Source organism: Microbispora rosea (assembly GCF_900156315.1).
GTDB classification, from domain to species: domain Bacteria; phylum Actinomycetota; class Actinomycetes; order Streptosporangiales; family Streptosporangiaceae; genus Microbispora; species Microbispora rosea.
Genome location: NZ_FTNI01000032.1, coordinates 72,966 through 88,348, shown reverse-complemented (window position 1 = coordinate 88,348; position 15,383 = coordinate 72,966). Strand labels below are relative to the sequence as shown.

The 15,383-nt window shown below is 73.3% G+C and carries 14 protein-coding genes; 8 read left to right on the top strand and 6 right to left on the bottom strand.

Translation table 11 applies throughout. The features are described 5' to 3' along the window. Positions 1 to 4 precede the first annotated feature (4 nt). Positions 5 to 1,126: an alpha/beta hydrolase family protein gene (locus BXA11_RS33990; RefSeq protein ID WP_076441175.1), complete on the bottom strand. Its 1,122-nt coding sequence runs from the start codon at positions 1,124 to 1,126 to the stop codon at positions 5 to 7. Positions 1,127 to 1,236: 110 nt separating this feature from the next. Here BXA11_RS33990 and BXA11_RS33985 point away from each other — a divergent pair, with 110 nt between their 5' ends. The 4 genes from BXA11_RS33985 to BXA11_RS33970 all read left to right on the top strand — a co-directional run bounded on the left by BXA11_RS33985 (position 1,237) and on the right by BXA11_RS33970 (position 4,293). Beyond that, positions 1,237 to 2,358, top strand: a complete 1,122-nt coding sequence (locus tag BXA11_RS33985) for a sensor histidine kinase (protein ID WP_239105232.1) — start codon at positions 1,237 to 1,239, stop codon at positions 2,356 to 2,358. Further along, positions 2,355 to 3,002 (top strand): response regulator, encoded by a 648-nt coding sequence (locus BXA11_RS33980; RefSeq protein WP_076441173.1) that lies wholly within the window; start codon positions 2,355 to 2,357, stop codon positions 3,000 to 3,002. Before BXA11_RS33985 ends, BXA11_RS33980 begins: the two co-directional genes overlap by 4 nt. 214 nt (positions 3,003 to 3,216) lie before the next feature. Beyond that, complete coding sequence (locus BXA11_RS33975) at positions 3,217 to 3,864, top strand: DedA family protein (protein ID WP_076441171.1); 648 nt, start codon at positions 3,217 to 3,219, stop codon at positions 3,862 to 3,864. 30 nt (positions 3,865 to 3,894) lie between these two features. Continuing rightward, positions 3,895 to 4,293 (top strand): PPOX class F420-dependent oxidoreductase, encoded by a 399-nt coding sequence (locus BXA11_RS33970; RefSeq protein ID WP_076441169.1) that lies wholly within the window; start codon positions 3,895 to 3,897, stop codon positions 4,291 to 4,293. A gap of 34 nt (positions 4,294 to 4,327) precedes the next feature. Here the strand turns inward: BXA11_RS33970 and BXA11_RS33965 are convergent, their stop codons facing one another. Then, a complete protein-coding gene (locus BXA11_RS33965; protein WP_076441167.1) occupies positions 4,328 to 4,984 on the bottom strand; it encodes a LuxR C-terminal-related transcriptional regulator in 657 nt (218 codons plus the stop codon). Next, a complete protein-coding gene (locus tag BXA11_RS33960) occupies positions 4,972 to 6,204 on the bottom strand; it encodes a sensor histidine kinase (protein ID WP_239105231.1) in 1,233 nt (410 codons plus the stop codon). The genes BXA11_RS33965 and BXA11_RS33960 overlap by 13 nt, the downstream gene beginning before the upstream one ends. A 110-nt stretch (positions 6,205 to 6,314) precedes the next feature. Between BXA11_RS33960 and BXA11_RS33955 the strand changes: the two genes are divergently transcribed. From BXA11_RS33955 to BXA11_RS33945, 3 genes are all read left to right on the top strand, one after another. Next, complete coding sequence (locus BXA11_RS33955; RefSeq protein WP_076441165.1) at positions 6,315 to 7,073, top strand: ABC transporter ATP-binding protein; 759 nt, start codon at positions 6,315 to 6,317, stop codon at positions 7,071 to 7,073. Beyond that, a complete protein-coding gene (locus BXA11_RS33950; RefSeq protein WP_083744778.1) occupies positions 7,067 to 9,457 on the top strand; it encodes an ABC transporter permease in 2,391 nt (796 codons plus the stop codon). The genes BXA11_RS33955 and BXA11_RS33950 overlap by 7 nt, the downstream gene beginning before the upstream one ends. A gap of 202 nt (positions 9,458 to 9,659) precedes the next feature. Continuing rightward, on the top strand, positions 9,660 to 11,006 hold the full coding sequence (locus BXA11_RS33945; RefSeq protein WP_159454890.1) for a sensor histidine kinase: 1,347 nt from the start codon (positions 9,660 to 9,662) through the stop codon (positions 11,004 to 11,006). Between the two features lie 3 nt (positions 11,007 to 11,009). Here the strand turns inward: BXA11_RS33945 and egtD are convergent, their stop codons facing one another. From egtD to egtB, 3 genes are read right to left on the bottom strand one after another with little or no spacing between them, the layout of a single operon-like run. Beyond that, positions 11,010 to 11,993, bottom strand: coding sequence for an L-histidine N(alpha)-methyltransferase (gene egtD / locus BXA11_RS33940; protein WP_076441163.1), 984 nt, complete (start codon positions 11,991 to 11,993; stop codon positions 11,010 to 11,012). Between the two features lie 9 nt (positions 11,994 to 12,002). Beyond that, positions 12,003 to 12,704 carry an ergothioneine biosynthesis protein EgtC gene (gene egtC / locus BXA11_RS33935; RefSeq protein WP_076441161.1) on the bottom strand — a complete coding sequence of 234 codons (702 nt, stop codon included), beginning with the start codon at positions 12,702 to 12,704 and terminating at the stop codon, positions 12,003 to 12,005. 4 nt (positions 12,705 to 12,708) lie between these two features. Next, the gene (egtB, locus tag BXA11_RS33930; RefSeq protein ID WP_239105230.1) at positions 12,709 to 14,019 is read right to left on the bottom strand and encodes an ergothioneine biosynthesis protein EgtB; all 1,311 of its coding nucleotides are present in this window, start codon (positions 14,017 to 14,019) and stop codon (positions 12,709 to 12,711) included. Positions 14,020 to 14,174: 155 nt separating this feature from the next. Here egtB and BXA11_RS33925 point away from each other — a divergent pair, with 155 nt between their 5' ends. Continuing rightward, complete coding sequence (locus BXA11_RS33925; RefSeq protein WP_076441159.1) at positions 14,175 to 15,377, top strand: RNA-guided endonuclease InsQ/TnpB family protein; 1,203 nt, start codon at positions 14,175 to 14,177, stop codon at positions 15,375 to 15,377. Positions 15,378 to 15,383: the final 6 nt, after the last annotated feature.

Sequence of the window (15,383 nt, the reverse complement as noted above, 5' to 3'; positions counted from 1 at the left end):
CCGGCTACCAGAAGCCGACTTCCGGATACTTGGCCGACGGCCCGTCCAGAAGCGGCCGTCGCTCGCCCTTCAGGTGGGTGTCGAGAAAGGCGGTGACGTAGTCCCGGGTGATCCGCAGGGATCGCTCACCGTTCATCGGGGCGACCTGCATGCCGAGCTGCGGCCCGAGCACCGCGTAGTCGACGAAGCTCACGTGCTCGGCACCGGTGACGGTGAGCCAGCGCTTCCACGTGCCGGTGACATGGGGCCAGAACAGGTCCCACGACTTCGGCTCCCCGCCGGCGACCGGCTGCTGCCGAGGGGTGCCGATCATCATGAACGGCTTGGTGATCGGTTTGGCGGGGGTCGTGGGGTTGTAGGAGCCGTCCAGGTTGACCGCGGCCGTGATCCGATCGCTCACGGCGAGCAGGTGGGCCGCGCTCTGGCCGCCGACCGAGTGCCCGACCATCGCGATCCTGCGCTCGTCGATCAGCCGGTTCCAGCGCCTCGTCCGCTCCAGCCGGTCCAGCACGAAGGTCGTGTCCGCCGCCCGCACCCGGGCGACCTTCTCCCCCAGCTCCGTGGTCTGACCACCCGCACCGGCCTCGAACGTGACGGTCCTGCCGTCGGGGAACGTCGTGGCGACCGACTCGTAGGTGTGCTCGATGCCCGCGACCACGTAGCCCCGGCTGGCGAACTCCTCGGCCAGCGAGGTCAGCGTGGCCCGTGGCATGGTCATGCCGGGCGACATGACCACCAGCGGCCATCCGCCTCTCTTCGCCAGCGCGGGCACGTCGGCGCGGGCGTACGTCCTCGTCTTCGTGAGCGTGTCCGGCGGGAGGTCCTTCAGCTGGGGGAAGCCCTTGAGGATCAGCGCCGACTCCTGCGGGGTGACGTACGGCGCGGTCGGGCCCTTCGCCTTCACGGCCGGATACCAGAGGGAGACCATCAGCTCTCGCGGCCTGCCGTCCACCCAGGGGTCGGGCCGATGGGAGTCGACCAGGTGGACGTCGGACCGTCCGACCGCGTAACGCCCGGTCGGAGCGGGCAGGGCGGGCTTGGAGGCGGCGGGGGAGGCGGGGGAGGCGGAGGCGCCGCCGGTCAGCGGAGCCAGGGCGATCACGCCGGCGATCAGGAGTTGTCTCATGCCCGTCACCCTGCCGGGCGGCGCCGCCGTACCGTCCCCTGCGAAGGTCACGCGACGTGCGCGACTTTCGTAGGGGGTCGCCCCGCCGGACGCAGCAATAGCCTCTGAGCGTGAACATCCTGGATCGGGCCCTGCCGTGGGCGCTCGGCGGCGCGGTGTTCCTGCTCTGCGCGGGCTCCGCGTACGGCTGGGCCGGCGTCGCGACGACGCTGCCCGCCCCGGTGGCCCTGACGATCGCCGCGGCCGCGGCCGCGGCCGCCGTCGTCGCCAGGCGTTCGGTCTGGCCGGTGACCGTGATGGCGGCCGTCGCCTATGTCTGGCCGGCCATGTGGCCGCCGGCGATCGTGGCCTCCTACTACGCGGGCCTGCACTTGGGGCGCCGCCGGACCCTGTGGCTCTACGCGGCCGGCGCGTCCGCGGTGTGGGCGCTGGGCGGAGTGGTCTCCTCCCTGAGCGGCGGCCACCGGGCGCTGGCGATGGGCTCTTCGCCGAACGTGCTCATCCTGGGCGGTGCGCTGGTCGGGCTTCCGCTGGTGGCCGGCTTGTGGAGCCACGCCAGACGGCAGGTGCTCGTGGCCATGCGCGAGCGAGCCGAACAACTGGTGCGGGAACAGGTCCTGCGCGCGGATCGGGCACGCGCCCAGGAACGCGCCCGCATCGCGCGGGAGATGCACGACGTGGTCGCGCACCGGGTGTCGCTGATGGTCCTGCACGCCGGCGCGCTGGAGGTCGGCGCGCCGGACGAGCGTACGGCCAAGGCGGCCGCTCTGATCGGCGACGTCGGCAGGGAGGCGCTGAGCAACCTGCGCGAGGTGCTCGGCGTCCTGCGCGCGCAGGACGCCTCCCGCGACCCGCAGCCCACACTGGCCGACCTCGACCGGCTGCTCGCGCAGTCTCGCGCTCTCGGCCTCGTGGTCAACCGGCGTGACGAGGGCCAGGCCCGCCCGATCGGGCAGTCCGCGGAACGCACCGCCTATCGGGTGGTGCAGGAGGCGCTGGCCAACGTGCACAAGCACGCGGGCGGCGCCGAGACCGACGTGGCCGTCCGTTACCTGCCCACCGGTCTCGAGATCGTCATCCGCAACGCGCCGTCCGCCGCACGCGAGGAACTTCCGAAGTCCGGCTGGGGCCTGGTCGGCCTGCGCGAACGTGTCGAATTGCACGGGGGCACCCTGGAGGCCGGCCCGTGCGACGGCGGTTTCCGGGTACGGGCGAGGATTCCCGCCGCATGATCCGCGTACTGATCGTCGACGACGAGGCGCTGGTCAGGTCGGGGCTGCGGATGATCCTGGAGGCGGCGGGCGACGTGGTGGTCGTCGGCGAGGCACGCGACGGCGAGGAGGCGATCGGCGCGGCCGCCCGGCTCAGGCCCGAGGTCGTGCTCATGGACGTCCGGATGCCCGGCATGGACGGCCTGACCGCCACGGGACGGCTTCTGCGCGCCGCCGGCCCCCCGAAGGTGGTCATGGTGACCACCTTCGACCTGGACGAGTACGTCCACGAGGCGCTGCGTCTCGGCGCCGTGGGGTTCCTGCTCAAGGACACCCCGCCGCGTGAACTGATCGCCGCGGTCCGCACGGTCGCCGAGGGCAACGCGATGCTCTCGCCCTCCGTGCTCAAACGGCTCCTCGGCTCGTTCGCGCACAAGGCGCCTTCGCGTGCCGAGGTCGCGCGTCACCGGCTCGCCGCCCTCACGGCCAGGGAGGAAGACGTGGTCAGGGCACTGGCACGTGGCCTGTCGAACGCCGAGATCGGGCGGGAGTTGAAGCTGTCCGAACCGACCGTCAAGGCGCACGTGAGCCGGCTGCTCGCCAAGCTGGGCCTGGCCAACAGGGTGCAGGCGGCGATCCTCGTCCACGACGCCGACCTCGGGTGACGCCCGGGCCGGGACCCCTCACGCGACGAAAGTAGGGGGTGAGGTCTGCCGATCGTCCGATGTGCCGTGACCCGCGGAGTGTCTAGCTTCGTGGCGTGTCGGCCCCGACCCCTGTGTGAGGGACGGGCCCGCGTCCGATCCGGGATCTCCCGGATGTCCTCGACGCCGACAGGCCGACACGGTGTACGAGTGTCCAACGATCGGAGTCACGCTCATGACGCACGCCATCCTCGACCTGGTCCAGCAGGTGATGTCATCGCCCTGGCTGTACGTGGCGCTGTTCGCCCTGGCGCTGCTCGACGGGTTCTTCCCGGTCGTGCCGGCCGAGACCTCGGTGATCACCGCCGCGGTGTTCGCCGCGTCGGGCGAGACCAACCTGGCCCTGGTCATCGTGGTCGCGGCCCTCGGCGCGTGCGCGGGTGACCACGTCTCCTATCTGATCGGCAGCAGGTCGGCGGGCAGGCTGCGGGAGAAGAAGCCGTTCGTCTGGGCGCGGAAGGCGCTGGCCGAGCGGGGCGGGCTCGTCCTGGTCGTGGCCAGGTACATCCCCGGCGGGCGCACCGCGACCACGGTCACCATGGGCGCCGTACGGTATCCGCTGCGCTCGTTCACGTTCTTCGACGCGATCGCGGCGGGCTCGTGGGCGGTGTACTCCGGGCTGATCGGCTTCTTCGGCGGGATGGCGTTCGAGAACGACCCGATCAGGGGCCTGCTCCTCGGCCTCGGCATCGTGCTGTCGATCACCGTGGTCGTCGAGGTGGTGAGATGGCTCAGGAAACGACGCTCCGCCCGGCTCTCGCCCGGGCGTCTTCCCACCCCGTCATCGGGGGAAGAATGTGATCTCGTGTCTGCCGCCGATTGACGGCAGCGCTGACCGACCGAGGAGGAGCAGATGAGCAAGCTCGATGAGAACGCCGTAGCTCTGCTGAAGGAACCGGTCCACGCCTGGGTGACGACGGTCCGGCCGGACGGATCGCTGCACAACACCGTGGTGTGGGTCGACTACGACGGAGACGCCGTGATCTTCAACACCGCCGTGGGGCGGGCGAAGGAGCGGAACCTGCGGGCCAACCCCCGGGTGTCGGTCAGCGTGCTCGACCCGGAGAACGCCTTCCGCTTCGTCAGCGTCTCGGGCGCCGCCGAGCTGGAGCTCGAAGGCGCGGACGCGGTCATCGACGGCCTGGCGAAGAAGTACCTCGGCGTGGACGCCTACCCCTACCGGCAGCCGGGAGAGCAGCGCATCACCGTCCGCGTCGTGCCCGAGAAGGTCGTCTTCAGCGCCGGCCGCTGACCGGGCGCCCTCCGCGGCGGCGCCGAGGTCCCGCTCACACGGCGGCGCGCAGGTAGGCGAGCACGGCGAGCACCCGGCGGTGGTCGTCGGCGTCCGGGGGCAGGTCGAGCTTGGCCAGGATGCTCGCGATGTGCTTGGCGACCGCCGCCTCGGAGACGAACAGCGCGCGGGCGATCGCGGCATTGGACCGTCCCTCCGCGACGAGCGCGAGCACTTCGCGCTCGCGCGGCGTGAGCCGGGCCACCGGGTCGCGCCGCCCGCGCAGCAACTGCCGGACGACCTCGGCGTCGATCACCGTGCCGCCGCCCGCGACCGTGGCCACCGCGTCGGCGAACTGCGTGACGTCGCCGATGCGGTCCTTCAGCAGGTAGCCGACGCCGCCCCCGCCCGGGGAGCGGGTCTGGTCGAGCAACTCGGCGGCGTAGGTCTGCTCGACGTACTGGCTGAGGACCAGCACCGCGAGGGACGGCCGCGCCGCCCGCAGCTCCAGCACGGCCCGCAGCCCCTCGTCGCTGTAGCCGGGCGGCATGCGCACGTCGGCGACGACGACGTCCGGGTCCTGCCCGGCGACCGCCGCGATCAGCCCGGGGGCGTCGCCGACGGCCGCGACGACGCTGTGCCCGAACCGTTCGAGCAGGCCGGCGAGGCCCTCCCTGAGCAGCACCGAGTCTTCGGCGATCACCACGCGCACGGGAACTCCGCCCTCACCGTGGTCGGGCCGCCGTACGGGCTCTCGACGGTCAGCGCGCCCCCGACGGCCGACACCCGGTCGGCGAGCCCGGTCAGGCCGGTGCCGCGCGCCGGGTCCGCTCCCCCGCGCCCGTCGTCGGCGATCTCCAGCACGAGGCTGTCCCCGCGCAGCCGGCCGCGCACCGCGCAGGAACCGGCCCCGCTGTGCTTGGCCACGTTCGCCAGCGCCTCGCAGGCCACGTAGTAGGCCGCCGCCTCCACCCGCTCGGGCGGCCGCCGGTCGAGCTCGACGTCCACCCGCGCGGGCACCGGCGACCTGCCGGCCACGTCGCGTACGGCGGCGGGCAGCCCGCGGTCGGCGAGCACCTGCGGATGGACGCCGCGGATCAGCTCGCGCAGCTCCGCGAGCGCCTGACCGGCCAGCTCGCGCGCCTCGTCGAGCCGCACGGCCGCGGGCGAGCCCGGCGGAAGGTCGAGCCCGGCCAGGCCGAGTTTCATCGACAGCGCGACGAGCCGCTGCTGCGCGCCGTCGTGCAGGTCGCGCTCGATGCGGCGGCGCTCGGCCTCGAAGGCGTCCACCAGCCGCGTGCGGGAGCGCGCGATCTCCCGCATCTCGGCCTCCTGCGGCACGAGCATCGCCCGCGCCATCGCCGCCCGGGCGCCCGCCCAGGCGGCCACCGTGTACGCCGCGACGGGCACCAGCAGCAGCCCGACGGCCGATCCGAGGAAGGTCTCCCCCAGCGTGGCCTCGCCCTCGGGAGGGGTCGGCTGCACGACCGGGGAGAGGATCAGCACCACAGGCCCGGCGATCGCGGCCGCCACCAGCAGCAGGTCGGCCCACCAGAGCGCGACCAGCGCCACGACGGCGTGCCCCGCCTCGCGCCACCCCGGCCACCAGCCGTCCGGCAGTCCGCGCACCGGCTGCCGGTCCACGAGGCGCATCCGCCACCGCTCGAACCGGGCCACGGGCGTCAGCAGCAGCGCGGCCACCCCCAGGGACAGCGGCACGGAGAGCAGGCCCCCCACCGCGCGGACGGGCGCAAGGACGGCGGCGAAGGCCAGGCCGGGGACGACCCCGGCCAGCAGGTATGCCAGAGACCTCCACGGCCAGGCCGAGGCGAGGAAACGCTGCGGCGGCCCGGCGAGCGCGTCCAGCGCGGTCCGGGGCACCAGGGGCACGGGGGCGGAGGCGGAGGCGGAGGCGAGGAGCGGGGTGGCCACGGCACCGACGCTAACCGCTGGGCGCGCCGATGTCGGTAGTGCTGGGGATACCCCCGGTTCTCGCCCCAGCGCCAGTGCCTCGCGGCCCCGCCGCCGATTGGCTGAGCGACATGACACAGACAACCGGGCAGGCGGTCCTGCTCGACGCGGTCCGCGTGGTGTACGGCACCGGGCCCAGCGCGGTGACCGCTCTCGACGGCGTGACCCTCGGCTTCGGCCAGGGGACCTTCACCGCCGTGATGGGGCCCTCCGGCTCCGGCAAGTCCACGCTGCTGCACTGCGCCGCCGGGCTCGACCGGCCGGCGTCCGGCGCCGTGCTGATCGGCGGCACCGACCTCGGCCCGCTGAGCGAGAAGGCGCTCACCCTGCTGCGCCGGGAAAGGATCGGCTTCGTATTCCAGGACTACAACCTGGTCGACGCGCTCACCGCCGAGGAGAACGTGGCGCTCCCCCTCCGCCTGGCCGGGCGCCGCCCCGGCCCTGACGAGGTGCGCGACGCGCTCGCCCGGGTCGGCCTCGACCGGCGGGGCGGGCACCGGCCCGCCGAGCTGTCCGGCGGCGAGCGGCAGCGGGTGGCGATCGCCCGTTCACTCATCACCCGGGCGCGAGGAACCGGGCCCGCCGTGCTCTTCGCCGACGAGCCGACCGGCGCGCTCGACCGGGCCGCGTCCCGCGTGGTCATGGAACTCCTGCGCGCGCTGGTCGACGCCCACGGGCAGACCGTCGTCATGGTCACGCACGACCCCGCCGCCGCGGCGTACGCGGACCGGGTCGTGCTGCTGGCCGACGGCCGGCTCGCGGGGGAGCTCGGGCGGTCGAGCGCCACCGAGATCGCCGCCCGCATGGCCCTCCTGGAGGAGGCATGCTGACCCCGTCTCTGCTCCGTTGTCTGCTCCGGGGCCGGTGGACGGGGCTCGCGGGCACCTTCGTCGCGCTCTGCCTCGGCGCCGCGGTCCTCACCGCGAGCGCGCTGCTGCTGACGTCGGCGGGCCCGCGGGTGCCCGCGCGGTACGCCGCCGCGCCCCTGCTCGTGCACACCCCCGGCGTGCCCGGGGACGACAACAACTTCGCCGAGAACCGGCCCTGGTCCCCGGAGACGGTGGAGGCGCTGGTCCGCGCGCTGACGCCGGTGCCCGGCGTGGCGGCGGCCGTCCCCGACCGCGCCTTCTACGCCCAGGCCGTCGTCCGGGGCAGGCCGGCCGGCGCGCACGAGGCACGGGGCTGGAGCACCGCGGCGTTGGCGCCGCACCGGCTGGTGGCGGGCAGGCCGCCGGTCGGCGCCGGAGAGGTGGTGCTCGATCGCGCGCTCGGACTCGCACCCGGCTCACCCGTCACGCTGCTGACCGCCAGGGGCCCCGCGCCGTACACGGTCAGCGGGCTCACCGACGGCCCCGGGCCGTACGTCTCGGACGGCGAGGCCGCGCGCCTCGGGGGCGGCGTGCGCGTCATCGGACTGCTCACCCGGCCGGGGGCGGACCCTGCCGCTGTACGGGCCGCCGTGCGGCGTGCCGTGCTCGGCGTCGTCGGCGGGTCCGGGCGGGTGCTGGCGGGGCCGGACCGGGCGGCGGCCGAGCCCGCGGCCGACGCGCGGACCCGCTGGATCGGCATGCAGGTGCTGACCGCGATGGCGCTGCTCGGCGGGTTCGTGTCGGTGTTCGTGGTGGCCTCCACGTTCGCGTTCCGGGTCACGCAGCGGCGCCGGGAGTTCGGCCTGCTGCGGGCGGTCGGCGCGACCCCGCGGCAGGTGCGGCTGATCGTGTACGGCGAGGCGCTCGCCGTGGGCGTCGTCGCCGCCGCGGCCGGGGCGCTGCTGGGCGCGGCCGTCGCGCCCGCCGTGGGCGGGGTGCTCGTCGCCGCGGGCTTCGAGCCCGAGTCGTTCGGCGTGCGGTTCACCCCGCTGCCCGTGGCGGCGGCGGTCGTGGCCGGGATCACGGCGGGCCTGCTCGGCGCCTGGTCCGCCTCGGGCCGGGCCGCCCGCGTCCGCCCGCTGGAGGCCCTTCGCGACCACGCGGCGGGCGGCACGCCGATGACGCGCGTGCGGTGGATCGCGGGGGTCGTGTCGGTCGCGGGCGGTCTGGCCCTGGCGGTGGCGAGCGGTTCCGCCGGCGAGGACGCCCTGGTCAACGACGTCCTGCTCGCCGCGATGGCGCTGATCGCCGGGCTCACCCTGCTCGCGCCGGTCGTCTTCCCGCCGCTCGTCCGCGGCTTCTCGTGGCCGATCTCCCGGCCGGCCGTGGGCATGCTGGCCGGGCGGAGCGCGATGACCGCCGTGCGGCGCACCGCCGCCACCGCGGCCCCGGTGCTGCTGACCGTGGGCTTCGCCGTGCTCGTCACGGGAATGGTGCGCACGACCGCCGCGGCGTACGCGGCGGAGCGGGCGGCGAGCACCTCCGCGGCGGCGGTGCTCGTGCCCGACGGCGCCCCCGGCCTGTCAGACGCGGCGCTCGCGGCGGCGTCGGCCCCCGGAGCGATCACAACGCCGCTGCCCACGACCGTGTACGGCGCCCGGCCGCTCTCCGCGCTGGGCGACGGTGGCCTCGCCGGGGACGAAGCGGCGGTCTCCGAGTGGGTGGCCCGGGACCACGGCTGGCGCACGGGAGACGTCGTGCCGCTCACCTTCGAGGACGGCAGCACGGTGCGCCTGCGGATCGCCGCGGTCCCGTCCGGCGCGCCGGCGGAGGTGCTGGTCTCCAGGGACACGGTGCGGGCGCACGACCCGTCGGCGCTGACCCCCGAGGCGTACGTGTCCCGGCCGGCCGGGATGGCCTTCCCGGGGGCGAGGACGGTGAGCGTCGCCGACCGCGCGGCCGGCGACCAGGCGGAGGAGGACCGGCTGGTCTGGCTGTTCACGCTCCTGCTGGTCGGGGTCTCGGCGGGATACTCGGGCCTGGCGATCGTCAACACGCAGGTCATGGCGGCGTCGGCACGCGCGCGCGAGTTCGCGGTCCTGCGCCTGTCCGGCACGACGCGGCGGCAGGTGACCGCGGCGGCGGCCGTCGAGGCGGCGCTCGTCACCGGAATCGGCGCCGTGCTCGGTCTCGCCGTGGCCGTTCCCGCGCTGCTCGGAATGCGCGCCGGGCTGGCGCAGAAGTCCGGCGCGGCCGTTCCCCTGGTCGTCCCCTGGCCCACGGTCGCGGCGGTCGTCGCCGCCTGTCTCGTCCTGGCCGCCGGAGCGAGCACTGTCTTCTCAGGAAAAACATCCTTCACATTGAAAAATGCTCAATCCAAGCCGCCTACCAGCGAAAATGCTTGATCAGGCAAAGCGAACGTCGATCCTTCGCCTTGTTATCGCAAGGGTTGCGATTCGAGGCGTTCAGGAGGCTCAGTTTCCGGATATCCCTCATTAACATTTTTTTCCTCAGCATTGCATTGCGAACACGGATGGAGGGGTCATGGCGGGCTGGCACATGCCTTCCCTTTTACGCCCGCGCTCGATCCAGGCGAGGACCGCCCTGATGAGCGCGGTCCTCTCCCTCCTCGTCCTCACGGTGATCGGGTTCGGCCTGGACCTCACCGTCCGCAACCGGATCCACAGCCATCTCTTCATAGACACCCAGCGGGTGGCCACCGACTGGATCGCCTCGATGGGGCCCAACGGCGTCCCCGAGCCGCCGGCCGCGCACGAGGACCTGGTGCAGCTCGTCGACTCCCGCAACCGGGTGATCACCGCCAGCCGGGCGGCGAGCGGGCGGGCCCCGCTGACCTCCCCCTTCCCTGACGGCGAGGACGGGTTGCAGTACCGCATCGACTGCCCGGACGGGGACCGGTGCGTCGTGCTCACCGCCGTACGCGTCCTGCCCGTGCAGTCCCGGCTGTTCTGGAACGGGGAGCCGCACGCCGTGTACGCGGGGAGGCCCGAGCCCGGCCTCCTGGCCACGCATCGGCTGGAACTGTTCATCGCGATCGGAGTGCTGCTGATGACCGCCGGATGGACCTGGGCGAGCTGGTGCGTCGCGGGCCGCACGCTGCGCCCGGTCAGAGAGATTCGCGAGAGGGTGACCGAGATCAGCGTGCGCGACCTGAGCCTGCGCGTCCCCCAGCCGCACGGCCGCGACGAGATCGCCGAGCTCGCACGGGCCTCCAACAGCTTCCTCGACCGCCTCGACACATCGGTGCGCCAGCAGCGGCACTTCGCCTCGATGGTCTCCCACGAGCTGCGGACCCCGCTCGCGGGGCTGCGCACGCAGCTGGAGGAGGCCCTGCTCTACCGTGAGGAGACCGACCCGTACGAGACGATCAGCACGGCGGTTCGGACCACCGAGCGGTGTCAGGCGATCATCGACGAGATGCTCACGGTCGCCCGGGTCCGCACGGCCGCGACGCACCAGCCCGAGCCGGTGAACCTCGGGACGCTCGCGCGGGAGGAGGCCGCGGCCCGCACCGACGGCGTGCCCGTGCGCGTCGAGGCCGAGGACGAGGTGATCGTCCTCGGCAACCGGGTCCAGCTGTGCAGTGTGCTGACCAACCTGCTGGTCAACGCGCAGCGCCACGCGTGCAGCAGGGTCGACGTCATGGTGAGGCGGGACGGGGACGAGGCGGTCGTCACCGTGCTCGACGACGGCGACGGCATCGCGCCGGAGGACCGCGAGCGGGTCTTCGAGCCGTTCGTCCGCCTGAAGGACGGGCGCCGCCGCGACCCCAAGGGCACCGGGCTGGGCCTCGCCCTGTGCCGTGTCACGGCGGACGCGCACCACGGGACGCTGCGGGTCGAGGACTCCCCGCGCGGCGCCCGCTTCGTCCTGCGCCTGCCGCTGCCCGCGGGCGCCGCGGCCGCGGGCAGCGCGCCCCAACTCAGCCGGTGACGCTCAGCCGGTGACGCCAGGGCGGGCGCTCCCGGCGGCGGTCAGGGTCAACGCGAAGTCGGCGGAGCTGTCGGTGTACCAGCGGCAGACCGCGAACCCGGCCCGGGACAGCTCGTCGAGCACGCCCTCCCTGTGGAACTTGGCGCTGATCTCCGTGCGCGTCTCCTCGCCCTCGGCGAAGGAGACCGTGAGGCCGAGCGCCCTGAGCGGGACCTCCATGGGCCGGGTGGCCCGCAGCCGCATCTCGATCCATTCGTTGTCCTCGTCCCACAGCGCGACGTGCTCGAACGCCTCCGGCTCGAACCCGGCGTCCAGCTCCCGGTTGAGCACGTGCAGCACGTTGCGGTTGAAGGCGGCCGTCACGCCTCCCGGGTCGTCGTACGCCGCGACCAGCCGTTCCCTGTCCTTCACCAGGTCGGTGCCGAGCAGCAGGGTGTCGCCCGGCCGCAACGTGGCCCGCAGTTCCTTGAGGAACACCTCTCGCGCGGCGGGCGGGAGGTTGCCGATCGTGCCGCCGAGGAACGCCACCAGCCGCCTGCCGGTCCTCGGCAGCAGCGCCAGGTGCTGCTCGAAGTCGGCGCGCACCGGCCGCACGTCCAGGCCGGGATAGCGTACGGCGAGCCGCTCCGCCGCGGCCTCCAGCGTGACCTCGTCCACGTCGACCGGCGTGTAGGCCCGAAGCGTGCCCGCGTTGGCCAGCGCGTCGAGCAGCAGCACGGTCTTCTCACTCGTGCCCGAGCCCAGCTCGACGAGCGTGTCGGCCCGGGTGAGACCGGCGACGTCGACCGCGCGGCGGCGCAGGATCTCCAGCTCGCGCCGGGTGGGGTAGTACTCCGCCAGCCGGGTGATGCGGGAGAACAGCTCGCTGCCCGCGGCGTCGTAGAACCACTTGGGGGGCAGCCACTTGGGCGACGAGGTGAGCCCGGTGCGGACGTCGCTCTCCAGAGCCTGGCGCAGATAGTCGCCGCCGAGATGATCGGTAACCATGGTCGCCTCTCAATCGATGGGTGTCACCGAAACGCCGTCGGGGGACGCGAGCAGCAGGCTCCGGTCCGGCACGGCCCGCCAGCCCGGCCGGTCGTCCAGCGGCTCGCTCGCGACGAGCACCCCCTCCTCCAGGTGCGTGAACAACGTGTCGCCCCACGCGACGGCGGCCAGGTGGGAACCTCCCGTCACGAGCAGGTTGAGCCGGGCCTCCGGGTCGCCTTCCGACGCCGCGCGGACGACGGCGGGCAGGACGCCGGCGAGCGGCAGGCCGTCCCGCAACCGGGTGAACACGGCCGCGGCGAGCCACGCCGAGTCGCACACGCTCTCCGCGTCGGCCGCGAGGGGCCGGACGGCCTCGCGCCCGACCCTGCCGTTGTGGCTGAGCAGCCAGGGCCCGTCGGCGAACGGCGCGGTGGCCGTCTCCTCGATCGGCATCCCGACCGTGGCCGACCGCACCGCCGCGATCAGGCAGTGCGAGCGGGCCGCCGAGGCGAGGCCGGGCATGTTGGCATCCGACCAGACGGGCACCGTACGGCGGTAGCGCACGGGCCGGGACCCGTCGTACCAGCCGAAGCCGAACCCGTCGGCGTTCACCGTGCCGTACTTCTGCAGGCGCGGCGCGTACGACTGGTGCAGCAGGCCGTGTCCGGGGTCGCTGATGAGCGTGGTCAGGGACCGCACCGGGCCCAGCCACGCCGCGTGGCGGCACATTCCCTCACTCCTCCGAGCGGGCGCAGCGGAAGCCGGCGAAGATCTGCCGCCGGATCGGGTAGTCCCAGTTGCGGAAGGTCGTGCGAACGGCGGACGGATGGGTGGCCCACGACCCGCCGCGCAGCACCCGGTAGGTCTCCCCGAAGAAGACCTTGCTGTACTCCTCGTAGGGGAAGCACCGGTAGCCGGGATAGGGCTGGAACCAGGAGTCCGTCCACTCCCACACGTCCCCGATGAGCTGCTCCACGCCGTAGGGGCTCGCGCCGTCCGGGAACGCCCCCGCGGGCGCGGGCCGGGCCGCGCGGTGGCCGAGGTTGGCCCAGCGCCCGAGATGGCCGGGATCGGCCTCGCCCCAGGGGTACGTGCGGCCGCCGCACGCCTTCTCCCACTCGGCCTCGGTCGGCAGGCGCTTGCCCGCCCACCGGGCGTACGCGTCGGCCTCGTACCAGGAGACGTGCTGCACCGGCTCGTCCAGCGGCACGGGCTCCTCCCGGCCGAACCGGACCCGCCACCAGGTGTCGCCGTCGCGCGTCCAGTACAGCGGAGCCTCCACGCCGTTGCGCTCGGCCCACTCCCATCCCTGTGGCAGCCACCAGCGCGGGTCGCGGTAGCCGCCGTCCTCGACGAACTCCAGATAGGCCACGTTCGTGACGGGACGGCGGTCGATCCAGTAGCCCGGCAGGTAGATCCGGTGGGCCGGCCGCTCGTTGTCGTACGCCCAGGCCACGGTGTCGGTGCCCATCGTGAAGACCCCGGCGGGGATGTGGACCTCGGGCTCGGCGGCGGGCCTGCCGGGCGGCAGTTCGCCGTCGCGCACCAGGCCGGGCCGCCGGGACAGCTGGAGCGTGGCGAGCATGGTCTCGTCGTGCTGGTGCTCGTGCTGGAGCACCAGCCCGAAGACGTAGCCGCCGGAGCGCAGCGGATCGGGGGCGGCCAGGTCCACCTGGTCGAGCACGTCGAGCACCCGGCCGCGCACGCCGGAGATGTACTTCCTGGCTTCGGCCGGGCCGAGCAGCGGGAGCGACGGCCGGTCCTTGCGCGGGTGTTTGAACGCGTCGTAGAGGTGGTCGATCTCCGGGCGCAGCGGCTCGATGCCACCCACCTCGCGCAGCACCCACAGCTCCTCGTAGTTGCCGACGTGCGCGAGGTCCCAGACCAGCGGCGACATGAGGGGCGAGTGCTGGCGCACGAGCATGTCGTCGTCGGCGTCGGTGTAGGCGAGCGACCGCTCGCGTACGGCGGCGAGCTCGGCCGCGATCCGCTCCTTCAGGCCGGTCGGGCCGGCGTTGGCCAGGACGGCGTCGAGATCGGTCACCGAGACCTCCGGAGGCAGCCCGGTCCTTCAGGGCCGGGAGGAATCTGGACCCCGCACGGGGTGGCCCGGCGGAGCTGGGACAGCCCAGAGCACGAAGCGCTCACGACTTTGCTCCTTCTGCTGACAGTTAGGCAAAGCGCCCGTAAAATGCGAACATGCGTACGGCTTACAAGGTGCGGATCTACCCCACCCCCGAACAGGCAGCGGTGCTGAACCGCACGTTCGGCTGCGTACGCCTGGTTTGGAACACGGTCCTGGCCTGGCGGCAGGCCCGCTACCGCGCCGAGGGCGCGACGACCTCCTACGTGCAGACCGACCGGTACCTGACCGAGCTGAAACGCGACGGCGGCCATAACTTCCTGTACGAGGTCTCCAGCGTCCCCCTGCAGCAAGCGTTGCGGCACCAGCACACGGCCTTTGTGAACTTCTTCGCAGGACGCGCCCGCCATCCGCGGTTCAAGTCCCGCCATGGCCGCCAGTCCGCGACCTACACCCGGTCGGCGTTCCGCTGGCGGGATGGGCGACTGCACCTGGCGAAGATGGACGGCCCGCTGGAGTTCGTGTGGTCCTGGCCGGAGGTCGCCCCGGCCATGATCGACCCGACGACGGTGACCGTCTCGCGCGATCCTTCCGGCCGCTGGTACGCCTCTCTCGCCGTGGAGGCCGATGCCGATCCTGAGCCGCTGCCGTGCACCGGCAGCCAGGCCGGAATCGACCTCGGCGTGACCGACTTCGTCGTCCTGTCCACCGGTGAGAAGATCCCCAACCCTCGCCATCTGGGATGCAAGGCCAGAAACCTGGCCCGCTACCAGCGCAGGATGGCCCGCAAGCAGCGCGGCAGCGCGAACCAGGCCAAGGCCAAGGCGAAGGTCGCCCGCGCCCACACCAAGGTGCGGGACGCCCGCGCCGACTTCCTGCACCGCATCTCCACACGGCTGGTCCGCGACCACGACCTGATCGTGATCGAAGACCTCAACGTCAAGGGCATGGTCCGCAACCACAGCCTGGCCAGGGCGATCTCCGACTGCGGGTGGGGCGAGTTCCGCCGCCAACTGGAGTACAAGACCGCCAAGTACGGCCGGACCCTGGTCGTGATCGACCGCTGGTATCCCAGCTCCAAGACGTGCAGTGCGTGCGGGCACCTGCTCGCTCAGCTCTCGCTCAGCACTCGGACGTGGCAGTGCCCGTCCTGCGGTACCCGGCATGACCGGGACGTGAATGCCGCCAAGAACATCCTGGCCGCTGGTCGAGCGGTGTCTGCCTGTGGAGCTGATGTAAGTCCGCAAGGGTCCTCCCTTCGGCGGTCGGCTGTGAAGCAGGAAGCCCAGCCCGTGAGGGTGGGAATCCCTCGCCTTTAGGCGGGG